Annotated in this window: 14 protein-coding genes and 1 tRNA gene; 12 read left to right on the top strand and 3 right to left on the bottom strand. The window is 66.4% G+C overall.

Translation table 11 applies throughout. From position 1 onward, the window contains the following. The first annotated feature begins 28 nt into the window (after positions 1–28). The 6 genes from WFM69_RS14225 to WFM69_RS14250 all read left to right on the top strand — a co-directional run bounded on the left by WFM69_RS14225 (position 29) and on the right by WFM69_RS14250 (position 4,686). A complete protein-coding gene (locus WFM69_RS14225) occupies positions 29–1,186 on the top strand; it encodes a DNA polymerase III subunit delta' (RefSeq protein WP_337005751.1) in 1,158 nt (385 codons plus the stop codon). After that, entirely contained in the window at positions 1,183–2,736 is a 1,554-nt protein-coding gene (locus WFM69_RS14230) for an alpha/beta hydrolase (protein ID WP_337005753.1), read from the top strand. The genes WFM69_RS14225 and WFM69_RS14230 overlap by 4 nt, the downstream gene beginning before the upstream one ends. A gap of 69 nt (positions 2,737–2,805) precedes the next feature. Continuing rightward, positions 2,806–2,881: transfer RNA gene (locus WFM69_RS14235), tRNA-Thr, on the top strand. 64 nt (positions 2,882–2,945) lie between these two features. Continuing rightward, positions 2,946–3,527 carry an isochorismatase family protein gene (locus tag WFM69_RS14240; protein ID WP_337005754.1) on the top strand — a complete coding sequence of 194 codons (582 nt, stop codon included), beginning with the start codon at positions 2,946–2,948 and terminating at the stop codon, positions 3,525–3,527. Beyond that, the gene (locus tag WFM69_RS14245; protein ID WP_337005756.1) at positions 3,524–4,057 is read left to right on the top strand and encodes a DUF1697 domain-containing protein; all 534 of its coding nucleotides are present in this window, start codon (positions 3,524–3,526) and stop codon (positions 4,055–4,057) included. Before WFM69_RS14240 ends, WFM69_RS14245 begins: the two co-directional genes overlap by 4 nt. Continuing rightward, a complete protein-coding gene (locus WFM69_RS14250) occupies positions 4,054–4,686 on the top strand; it encodes a M23 family metallopeptidase (protein WP_337005758.1) in 633 nt (210 codons plus the stop codon). Before WFM69_RS14245 ends, WFM69_RS14250 begins: the two co-directional genes overlap by 4 nt. Before the next feature lies 1 nt (position 4,687). Here the strand turns inward: WFM69_RS14250 and WFM69_RS14255 are convergent, their stop codons facing one another. After that, the gene (locus WFM69_RS14255) at positions 4,688–4,903 is read right to left on the bottom strand and encodes a hypothetical protein (protein WP_337005759.1); all 216 of its coding nucleotides are present in this window, start codon (positions 4,901–4,903) and stop codon (positions 4,688–4,690) included. A gap of 25 nt (positions 4,904–4,928) precedes the next feature. On the opposite strand from WFM69_RS14255, the gene WFM69_RS14260 reads away from it, so the two are divergent. Further along, positions 4,929–5,447, top strand: a complete 519-nt coding sequence (locus WFM69_RS14260; protein WP_337005761.1) for a CGNR zinc finger domain-containing protein — start codon at positions 4,929–4,931, stop codon at positions 5,445–5,447. Between the two features lie 9 nt (positions 5,448–5,456). Here WFM69_RS14260 and WFM69_RS14265 read toward each other — a convergent pair whose 3' ends face one another. Then, on the bottom strand, positions 5,457–6,002 hold the full coding sequence (locus WFM69_RS14265) for a type 1 glutamine amidotransferase domain-containing protein (RefSeq protein WP_337005763.1): 546 nt from the start codon (positions 6,000–6,002) through the stop codon (positions 5,457–5,459). Positions 6,003–6,171: 169 nt separating this feature from the next. Between WFM69_RS14265 and WFM69_RS14270 the strand changes: the two genes are divergently transcribed. After that, positions 6,172–6,618, top strand: a complete 447-nt coding sequence (locus tag WFM69_RS14270) for a hypothetical protein (RefSeq protein WP_337005765.1) — start codon at positions 6,172–6,174, stop codon at positions 6,616–6,618. A 4-nt stretch (positions 6,619–6,622) separates the two neighbouring features. On the opposite strand, the gene WFM69_RS14275 is transcribed toward WFM69_RS14270, so the two are convergent. Beyond that, positions 6,623–6,919, bottom strand: a complete 297-nt coding sequence (locus WFM69_RS14275) for a DUF7882 family protein (RefSeq protein WP_337005768.1) — start codon at positions 6,917–6,919, stop codon at positions 6,623–6,625. 158 nt (positions 6,920–7,077) lie between these two features. On the opposite strand from WFM69_RS14275, the gene WFM69_RS14280 reads away from it, so the two are divergent. The 4 genes from WFM69_RS14280 (at position 7,078) to WFM69_RS14295 (ending at position 10,808) form a co-directional block, all read left to right on the top strand. Continuing rightward, entirely contained in the window at positions 7,078–7,419 is a 342-nt protein-coding gene (locus tag WFM69_RS14280) for a helix-turn-helix transcriptional regulator (protein ID WP_337005770.1), read from the top strand. Continuing rightward, positions 7,406–7,909, top strand: a complete 504-nt coding sequence (locus tag WFM69_RS14285; protein ID WP_337005772.1) for a HipA domain-containing protein — start codon at positions 7,406–7,408, stop codon at positions 7,907–7,909. Before WFM69_RS14280 ends, WFM69_RS14285 begins: the two co-directional genes overlap by 14 nt. Positions 7,910–8,139: 230 nt before the next feature. After that, positions 8,140–9,231 carry a tyrosine-type recombinase/integrase gene (locus WFM69_RS14290; protein ID WP_337005773.1) on the top strand — a complete coding sequence of 364 codons (1,092 nt, stop codon included), beginning with the start codon at positions 8,140–8,142 and terminating at the stop codon, positions 9,229–9,231. Further along, on the top strand, positions 9,231–10,808 hold the full coding sequence (locus WFM69_RS14295) for a tyrosine-type recombinase/integrase (protein WP_337005776.1): 1,578 nt from the start codon (positions 9,231–9,233) through the stop codon (positions 10,806–10,808). Before WFM69_RS14290 ends, WFM69_RS14295 begins: the two co-directional genes overlap by 1 nt. The last annotated feature ends 102 nt before the right edge of the window (positions 10,809–10,910 follow it).

Below are 10,910 nucleotides of genomic sequence, written 5' to 3' on the forward strand. Positions count from 1 at the left end.
TGTCAGCGGTCCCGATTAGGCTGAGAGCATGCCCCAGACCGACGCCCCTCCCTTCCCCTGGGCGGATGTGTGGGGGCAGGACGCTGCCGTCGACACGCTCCGTGACGCGGCATCCGATCCCTCTGCGCTCTCGCACGCCTGGCTGATCACGGGCCCGCCCGGATCGGGGCGCTCGACGCTCGCCTACGCGTTCGCCGCCGCGCTCATCGCCGACCACCCGGATGACGAGGCGGTGATGCGACAGGTTCTGGCGGGCACCCACCCCGATGTCACGGCGCTGCGCACCGACAAGGTCATCATCACGATCGCCGAGGCGCGCAGCCTGGTCGAACGGTCCTACTTCGCGCCGTCGGCGGGGCGGTATCGGGTCATCGTGGTCGAAGACGCCGACCGCATGGTCGAGCGCACGTCCAACGTGCTGCTGAAAGCCCTCGAAGAGCCGCCGGAGCAGACGGTGTGGATCCTGTGCGCGCCAAGCGAGGCCGATCTGCTGCCGACCATCCGCTCTCGGGTGCGCTCGCTGCGGCTGCGTGAACCCGACGTCGCCGACGTGGCCCGTCTCATCAGCCTGCGCACGGGCGTCGACGAAGGCGTCGCCGAGCAGGCCGCGCGTCACGCGCAGCGTCACATCGGCATGGCCCAGCGCCTCGCGACCGACGAGGCCGCGCGGCGTCGGCGTGACGAGACGCTCCGCTCGGTGCTCGGCGTGCGCGGCGTCGGCGATGCGGTCGAGGTGGCGGGGCGCATCATCCAGGCCGCGACCGAAGACGCGAAGGCGCTCACCGCCGAGAGGGATGCGCAGGAGCGGGCGTCGCTGCTGCGCACCATCGGCGTCGCGGAAGGACAGGCGGTCCCTCCGGCCTTGCGCACGCAGCTCTCGGCGCTCGAAGACGATCAGAAGAAGCGGGCCACCCGCAGTCTGCGCGACGGCATTGACCGCGTGCTCACCGACCTGCAGTCCCTGTTCCGCGATGTCGTGATGCTGCAGTTCGGCCGCGGTGACGACCTCATCAACGCCGAGCTGCGGTCCGAGCTGTCCGCGCTCGCGGCCGCATGGCCCGAGACCCGTACTCTTGTCGTACTTGACCACCTTGCCGAGACGCGGCAGTCGCTGGAGCGCAATGTCGCCCCGCTGCTCGCACTGGAGAGCTTGCTCGTGACGATCACGAGCGGGAGGAAACCGTGAACAATCGACCGACTTCCCGTGTGCGTCGCGCCGCCGCGGTCATCGCAGGGCTGGCCGCTGCCTCCGTCGTCCTGTCGGGGTGCCTGTACTCGATGATCCCCGAGCAGTCGTCGCGCCCCTCGACGACTGCCGCGCCCGACACCGAGGGTGTGGCGGAAGACCTGCTGCCCTTCTATTCGCAGGAGCTGTCATGGCGTGAGTGCGGTGTCGGCTTCGACTGCACCGAGGTCACGGCGCCCCTCGACTGGGAGAACCCCGGCGCAGGCGACATCAGCCTCGCGGTGGTCCGTCATCGCGCCGAGGGTACGGCGATCGGCTCGCTGCTGACGAACCCGGGTGGCCCGGGCGCAAGCGGCGTGGATCTGATCCAGAACAGCCTCGACTTCGCGGTCGGCCCCGACCTCATCGCGAACTACGACGTGATCGGCTTCGACCCGCGCGGAGTCGGCGCATCCACCGCGGTCACCTGCTACGACGCCCCGCAGATGGACGACTACCTCTATGGCATCCCGGCTGCTGCGCGCGGAACCGCGGAGTGGACGGCCGAGCTGCTCGACTCGCACAAGGCCTTCGCCGAGGCGTGCGAGGCGAACAGCGGCGGCATCCTGCCGTACATCACCACGATCAATGCCGCGCGCGACATGGACCTGATCCGGGCGGTGCTGGGCGACAAGAAACTGAACTATCTCGGCTACTCGTACGGCACGTTCCTCGGTGCGACCTACGCGAACCTCTACCCGTCGAAGGCGGGGCGCCTGGTGCTCGACGGTGCCATCGACCCGGCGGTTCCCGGACTCGAGGTGGGCGCGACGCAGGCTCTCGGCTTCGAATCCGCGCTCCGCGCCTACATGAAGGACTGCCTCGACTCCGGAAGCTGCCCGTTCAACGGCACCGTGGATGAGGCGATGGCCGACCTGGGTGCACTGCTGGCGAGCGTCGACCGCACGCCGCTCAAGAACAGCGACGGCCGCATGCTCGGCGCGGATTCGCTGATGACGGGCATCATCGCCGCCCTGTACTCGCAGGACAGCTGGAGCTACCTCACGCAGGCTTTCGACCAGGCGCTGCAGGGCGATCCGAGCACCGCCTTCCTCCTCGCCGACTTCTACAACGGCCGCGAGAACGGCGCGTACACCGACAACTCCGCCGAGGCCTTCCGCGCCTACAACTGCATGGACTACCCGGTCGAAGACGATCCGGCCGCCGAGGCGGCGAGCCAGGCGAAGATCGCCGAGGGTGCACCCACGATCGCGCCGTACTGGAACGGTCCCGACTCGTGCTCCGTGTGGCCCTACCCGCCGACCGGCACGCGGGGCGAGATCACGGCCGAAGGTGCGGGGCCCATCGTGGTCGTCGGCACGACGAACGACCCGGCCACGCCGTACGAGTGGTCGAAGTCGCTGGCCGACCAGCTCCAGGAGGGCGTCCTCATCACTCGTGTGGGCGAGGGGCACACCGGCTACAACAAGGGCAACCCCTGCGTCGATGACGCCGTCGAGGGGTTCCTGCTCCACGATGTGGTGCCGGAGGACGGTCTCCGCTGCGAGTGAGGTCGGCTCGATTCGCGAGTGAGCGCGAGACAGGGTAATATCGGTGATCGCGCCGCTCACGCGTCGCACGCCGCTTTAGCTCAGTCGGCAGAGCATTTCACTCGTAATGAAAAGGTCGTCAGTTCGATTCTGACAAGCGGCTCCAAAGGCCCCGTGAGGCGAAGAACATCACGGGGCCTTTCCCGTTCCCCGCGGCGTACCCTCGAAGCATGAGCAGAGCGCTTCTCATCGTCGACGTGCAGAACGACTTCACCGAGGGCGGCGCACTCGCCGTCACGGGCGGCGACGGTGTCGCGGCCGCGATCACGACCTTCCTGGCCGCGCGCGCCGCCGACTACGCCGTGATCATCGCCTCGCGCGACTGGCACGATCCCCAGGGGGACAACGGCGGCCATTTCGCCGAGGCCCCGGACTTCGTCGACTCGTGGCCGGTGCACTGCGTCGCGGGAACCGATGGTGCGGCGTACGACCCGCTGCTCGCGACGGATGCCGTGACGCACCATGTGCAGAAGGGGCAGGGCGTGCCGGCGTACTCGATGTTCGAGGGCTCCACGGAAGCGGGGGAGACGGTCGGGACGATCCTCACGGACGCGGGTGTGCTCACCGCCGATGTCGTGGGCATCGCGACGGACCATTGTGTGCGGGCGTCGGCGCTCGACGCGATCGCGCACGGGGTGCGGGTGCGGATCCTCACCGACCTCGTCGCGGGCGTCGCCATCGAACCGAGCGCAGCGGCCTTGGCCGAGCTCGCGCACGCCGGCGCCGAGCTGATCGAGAGCGCGGACGCGTGAGCCGCAGCGTCCTGCTGCTGCGGGCCGTGAACGTCAGCGGGCGCAACAGCGTCCCGATGGCGCGGCTCCGCGAGGTGCTCGCCGAGAAGACCGACCTCGCCGATGTGTCGACGTACATCGCCAGCGGCAACATCATCTGTCGGACACCCCGGCAGGCGGATGCCGCATGTGCCGCGGTGCGCGCGGCGATCCTGGACGAGTTCGGCGTCGACACCCCCGTCATCCACCGCACACACGCCCAGCTGGTGTCGTCCGAGTCCGCGCAGCCGTTCCCGGAGGGGGACGTGAAGTTCGTGCACGCGATGTTCCTGGAAGGGACTCCGTCGCCGGGCGCCGTCAAGGCCCTGGAACAGCGCCTCCTGCCGACGGAGCGCATCGCCCTCATCGGCGATGACCTGTGGATCGACTACGGCGAGGGCGGTGTCCACTCCACGAAGCTCACCAGGGCGGTGCTCGATCGTGCGCTCGGCGTCGCGGGCACGGCGCGCAACCTGCGGACGACGCGCACACTGATCGAGCTGACCGAGTGACGCGAACGGATGCCGTGGAGCTGGCGCTGCCCTTCACCGGGCGGTGGCTGGTGCAGAACAGCCCGGCATCCCGGGTCCCGAGTCACGGCACCGCCCTGTACGGTACCTCGCACGCGATCGACTTCGTGCCGGTCGGGGACGATGATCGCAGCGCTCCCCGCACGATTGCGAGCCTGATCGGCACGGAGCGGCCGGAGTCGTTCATCGGCTTCGGTCGACCGATCCTCAGCCCGATCGCGGGCGAGGTGATCGCGGTGCATGACGGCGAGCCGGATCATGAGGCCCGCCGTTCCCCGCTTGCGCTCATCGTCTACGCGCTCTCGCAGCCGTCGCGCATCCGCGAGGGTGCTCCGGCGATCGCGGGCAATCACGTGGTCATCCGGGTGCCGGATGCCGTGGTGCTCATCGCGCATCTGCGGTCGGGGAGCGTGCAGGTGCGGACTGGACAGGTGGTGGCCGTGGGGGCGCAGCTCGGGGAGTGCGGCAACTCGGGCAACAGCACGGAACCGCACGTGCACGTGCAGGTGTCGACGTCGCTCTCGGAGGATGCGCGCGGGATCCCGCTCGTGTTCGTGCGGGCCGACGGCGAGCGCGGGGTGCCGGTGAACGGCGAAGTGGTCGTCGTCTGAGTCAGCCGTGCGCCGAGTCGTGTGCGGCGCTCAGGGCAATGGGCGGGGTGTGCGCGTGCTGCTGCAGGTCGACGCGACGTGCGCCGCAGTCCGCGCAGCGCACGTAGAGCACGATCCCTTCGCTGGTCGGATGCCGCGACTCCACGAGCCACGCGTGCTCGTGCGTGGGGCGAGGGGGCAGGATGCGGGGGATCGGGAGGGTGTTCGTGGAGGTCATGCACCCAGCGTGATGTAATGCTCTTATGCATCTCAACCCTTACGGCGAATACGCGGTGCTGCTGGCGGCCTCGCTCGCGAACGACTGGCCTGCGGACCGCGCGGGGATCGAGGAGCGCACCATCGAACTCGGCATGACGCAGACGTTCCCGCCGGCACCGGACGATCACGAGCAGGTGCGGCTCGTGATCGACGACTGGCTCGCGATCGTGGACGAGCCGGACGCGGATGCGCGCGCCGCGCTCCTGAACGCGCAACTCGCCACCGCGGCCGCCTACCCGCGGTTGACGAACCACGACGGCGAAGGCTGGCACCTGCACTACCGTGACGACGTGCGCTCGCTGCCGTTCGTGCTGCGGGCGATCATCAGCCTCGGCACGTCGCTGCACCTGGTCACACGGGGGATGAACCGGCTGGGGCGGTGTCAGGCCGCACCGTGCACCAACGTGGTCGCGGATGTCACGCGCAACGGTCGCCAGAGGTTCTGCTCCGTGCGCTGCGCCAACCGCGCGGCCGTGCGTCGACACCGGGCGCGCACCGCCTGAGCGCTCCGGTCAGGCGGTCTGGCCGGCGTGCGTGCCCTCGGCGATCTCCTCGACCAGCTTCGCGTTGAACGCCGGCAGGTCGTCGGGGGTGCGGCTCGAGACGAGTCCTTCGTCCACCACGACCTCCTCGTCGACCCAGGTCGCCCCGGCGTTGCGGAGATCGGTGATCAGGCTCGGGTAGCTCGTGAGGGTCCGGCCGTCGACCACGCCGGCCTCGATCAGGATCCAGGCGCCGTGGCAGATCACGCCCACGGGCTTGTGCTGCTCGAAGAATGCGCGGGCCAGCGCGATCGACGGCTTGTCCAGACGCAGATGATCCGCGTTCACGACGCCGCCCGGAAGCACGAGGGCGTCGAACTGATCGGCCGTGGCCTCGGACGAGACCAGGTCGACGGCCTGCTCGTGCCCGTTCTTGCCGGTGATCGCCGCACCCGCCGGGGCGATCAGGGTCGCACTCGCACCCTCGGCCGTCACCGCGTTCCAGGGGCTGGTGAGCTCGCTGTCCTCGAATCCGTCGGTCGCCAGGAATGCCACACGGTTGCCGGAGAGAGTCATGGTGCGTCCTTTCGTGGAGGGTCGTCCCGTGTTCGGGGGTGACTCGACTCTCTCCGGAGGGGCGGTGGCTGTGAAGGGGGTGGCCGCCACGGCGAGGGGATGGTACGGGATGGGGCGCCAGCGGGCCTGGCTCGCGGGTGGAGAGTCGCGCGGACGGTAGCATCCACACATGCGCCTCCGTTCTGCTCTCGTCGTCCTCTCGGCGCTCGTGCTCCTCGTGGGCTGCGCGCCCGAACCGGCCCCGAGCCCGTCCCCGTCGGCGAGTCCGTCCTCGACGCCGTCCGCGACATCGACCCCGTCACCGACGCCGACCCCGTCTGCGTCCGCGGAGGGCGAGTTCACGATGGACCAGCTCGTCACGTTGTGCACGCAGGAGACGCAGGCGCTCGCCCCGGAGGCCTCGTACTTCGCCGACATGGCCACCACGGAGTGGCTGGATCGGCCGGCGCTGTGGTTCGTGGTCATCCCCAAGACGCTCGACGGCCAGGACACCGTCGCGGTGTGCGCTGTGGGCGGGAGCCCCGAGGCGCCGACGTTCGAGCTCGCGGGGGAGTCGCTGCCCGGTGGCGTCGCCGGGTTGCGCGACGAGCTGCTCGCGTCCGGGGGTCAGGGGTAGGCGGCTAGGAGAGCTGATCCAGGACCAGTTCTCCACGGGCGTTCAGGTTCTCCATCATGTGCTCGATCCGCTTCGGGTCGATCACCGGCATCGTGGCGTCGTCGAAGGCGATGATGAGCGGGATGCTCGGATGCATCCAGATCGTGAGGCGCCCGGCCGGGAGGGTGTCGTCGGTCAGCCACGTCATCATGAAACTCTCGTGGCGCCGCAGTTTCGTGCCGATCACGATCTTCAGATGCGCCAGCGTCGTGTCATCGACTTCGATGGCCGGACGGGCGCTGTTGTACTCGAGACTTCCCATAGGGGCAGAGTACTCGCCCCGAGATTCCGGATGCCGCTGTCGTGCCGTTCGAAGTGCAGTCGGGGTGCTCATTCGCAGGCGTCGCTCCTGCCGTGCGGCCATTCTGATACAATAAAACATTTCTAGAGCGTCCATAGGCATGTTTTAAGGGGGTGGGCGTGGCAAAGCGATCGGTGCCGCTGCGGCCGCACGTTCAGGATGCCCTCACGATCTGGGGGCAGCTCATCCGGCGCGGTCGAGGTGACCGTGCCTGGACGGCCAAGGAACTCGCGGCCCGGGCGAACGTCTCGGAGCAGACGGTGTTGTCGGCGGAGGCCGGCCACCGGGGGACGTCGGTGGGGACGATGATGGACCTCGCCGACCTCGTCGGCGTCCCACTCTTCGGGATCGACGATCGCGCGGAGTTGGCGATCCGTCGTCAGCGTGGTGAGGAGATGCTCGCCCTGCTGCCCAGCCGAGTTCGCGCTTCGAAGAGCGGAGACGTCGATGACGACTTCTGAGGAGCTGTACGTCTGGACGTGGCTGCCGGGGCACACCGAGCCGGTCCTCGCCGGCCGAGTGGACCGGGAAGGAGCGGGGCCGGAGTTGTTCCGGCGTATCGCGATGAACATCGCCATCAGCAACAACGACGACCGCGCTCGGAACCATGCGGCGTTCTGGGACGGGAGACATCTGGAGCTGACCCCTGCGTACGACCTTGCGCCAGGGCAGCGGTCGGGCGACTCGTTCGCGCAAGCGATGGCATACGGGCGGGGCGACCCCGGAGCGAAGGTGTCGAACTTCGCAGCCTTGGTCGGCGAGTCGGAGACCTACGGGCTCAGCGCGTCACAAGGACGGGCGATCATCGACCAGTTGGTGGCATCGATCGACGACAACTGGGACGATGCGGCCGAGGTCTCGCGTCTGAGCGCCGCGGACCGGACGCAGCTCCGGTCGCGTCAGATTCTCCCGAGAGCCGCATTCTTCGGCTACGAAGCAACGCCGCTCTGAACGATCGGGCCGACGAGGATTCGATCGGGCCGACGAGGATTCGATCGACGAGGAAGTGGTGGGCCCCGTGGGGCTCGAACCCACGACCCGCGGATTAAAAGTCCGATGTTAACCTCGCACTACGAGTGAGTGTTCAAACCGTTGATGCCGAAGCGTAACCCTTGTGATACGGTTCCGCGTAGACATTATTGCAAAAGTGTCTAGACGGAGTAACTATGCGAGTACAGGTCATGGGCAGAACCAGCGCTGGGGTGCCGGCCCGATGGGCAGTGCTGACCGACGATGACACGCTGCACCCGGAATTCAATCGCTACCTCGCCTATTTGGAGAACGTTGGGAGATCTCCGAACACTGTGCGCGCGGCCGCGTATGACTTGCGTGCGTATGGAGAATTTCTCGCCGACGTTCGGCTCTCGTTGGATGATGCGACGAACGAGGTTCTCGCGAAATTTGCGCGCTGGTACACCGCGCCGGCTGAGAACGTGACCGCGGTTGTCGATGCCGAAGCCGTCAGAGAACGAAGCACGACCAACAGGGCGTTGGCTTCTATCGCGAGCTTCTATTCCTTCCTTGGTTCACTCGCTCCCGGCGCGTCCGGGCTCAAGGGCTACCAGCAGTTGAGTCGAACGGCGACAACGACGAAGAGGCCACGCCTCACTGTCGTTGACAATGTTGGTCGCGCTGACAGGCATCGAAGCAAGAAAGTCCTCGGCCCTCGACTCCGACGCAGAACCAAGCGAACGAAGGTGCTCAGCCTGGAACAGGTGCGCCAGATTCTTGGATCCTGCCGAGACCATAGAGACAGGCTGTTCATCATGATGGCGTTCACGACAGGGATGCGCATGGGGCAAATTCTTGGGCTCAAGCATGAGGACATCGACACCATTTCGCGCACAATCACTGTCGAGGCCCGAGAGGCTAACCCGAACGGGGCCCGGTCGAAGCGCCATGGAGTCGGACAGATCCCGATCACGCATCAACTTGCACGTCTGTACACGGAGTACATGCACGACCAATACGGGTACATCGACAGTCCATGGGTGTTCCTAGACTTCAGAACCCTCAACCCGACCACGTTGCGAGGGGGGCACGCAATCGTTGAGCGACTCAGGCGGAACTCAGGCCTCGACGCATGGTCCCTTCACACGCTTCGGCACACTTTTGTGACTATGTCCCAGAAGGCAGGTGTCCGGATGGAGGCAATCAGCCGGCTCGTCTTGCATGCCAACTTCGCAACGACGGTGGATATGTACTCACACCTAGACGTAGACGATCTTAGGAAGGCGCTCGTGGATGTTGGTGCCTGGGAAGGTGACATCTGATGTCTGCTCCGGCACAGCCGAAAACGGGGCTCAAAACTGTGGAACTCGAAGGCATGACCCCGGATGAGCGCGAGTATGTTCGCTGGATCGAGGGGATCACTCCTGCTGTATATCGGCGGGAGAGGTTCCTGCCGGACCCAGCCGGGCGCTACACAGCTCCCGGCTGCAGCATAAACGGCTGTGAACGCGTGTCGTCCTCATCGTCTCTCAGGCTCTGCGCCACGCATCGCAACAAGTTCAAGGCCCAAGGGCGACCGTTCGCCGAGTTCGTGCTCCTTCCCGACGAGTCGCGGAAGATTCATAACAAGGGGCATGGCGGGGACAGTGCCCGGGGCATCATCGACCTTCGCGTCTGTTCTTCGCCGGTACTGAGAGCGGAGATGGCCTTCGTTATCAGCCGGAAAGGCACCGGGGACTACGGGGCACCTTTCGTGCCGGCCACCCTGAATGCGTTTATCCGCCGCATCGCAGAATCGCGCCTGAGGTCATTGCGTGAACTGGACGATGAGCCCACCCGAGTAAGTAGCCTCGATCTGGTCGCGAAGCCGAATCGGGCATTCGTCATGTATGCCCGTGAGTTCTCGGCATGGCTTCAAATCGCAGGAGGTGATCTCGGTGTCCGCCGTCGCCTCGGTCGAGTACGTGGAGGATCCCACCGCTGGTCAAAGGGACAGCACATCTCGCTTCCATGGCTGAGGGACATCGTTCAGCGTTGGGTGAGTTACCGTCTCGCGACCCAAGCAGCAAGCCCCGAGCACGTTGGCGGACAGGAGTCCTGCGTTGCTCAGTTCGCCGAGTGGGCGACAACGACGCAGGGCCTTGTGCGGCCTGAGGGGCTCACCCGCGAGTTGCTTCTAGCCTGGCTGGCGGAAGTGAACACTACACCAGGGAAGTACGACGGCATCCAGTCGGGGGCCTGGAGAGGGAAGCGCGTCGGCGCCGTGGCGGCCATGATTCAATTCGCGAAGATGGAAGGAACAGACCGGATCCCGGCTAACGCCATGTACCTTCCTCGCGAACTGCCGGCGCGGGATCAGCCGAAGCCTCGCTTCCTCGAGCCCCGGGTGATCGACACCCTGCGTAAACCTGAAAATCTGCTTCGCATTGCTGACCCGTCCCACCGCACGGCAATCCTCATCATGATGCAGGTGGGTCTTCGAGCAGGACATACCTGTGCTCTTCCGTTTGACTGCCTCATCGACCTCAACCGTGCAGGAGAGAGTAACCGGTGGGCGCTGAGCTTCATCGACACGAAGTCCGATATGACGGTCACGGTGCCAGTGGAGCCGCATGTGGCGTCTGCGATACGCGAACAACAGGTCAGAGCGAAGCAACTCTCGGCCGGGTTCGGAAAGCCGCAGCCAGAGTTCCTTTTTCCGAACCCTCGCGCGTACCTGACCAAGCGGTTGGCCCAGGAACCTCTGAACAAGATTATCAAGGCGTGGGTGAAGGATCTGGATGTGCGCGAGCACTCCGGGGAACTGGTTCATGTAACTGCGCACCGCTTCCGGCATACTTTCGCGACTGAGATGCTTGCCAAGGGAGTGTCGATGGTCAAGCCCCAGCACGTGGTGTAGCGGTCGGTGATCCTTCTGCTGTTGTTTTCGGTTAGGCGCTGAGCTCGAGGACGGTGTCGGTGTTCACCTCGGTTCTGGTGTCGGTGACGAGGGTGAGGCGGG

The sequence above is a fragment of the Microbacterium sp. LB12 genome (genome assembly GCF_037150835.1).
In the GTDB taxonomy this organism is placed as follows: Bacteria; Actinomycetota; Actinomycetes; order Actinomycetales; family Microbacteriaceae; genus Microbacterium.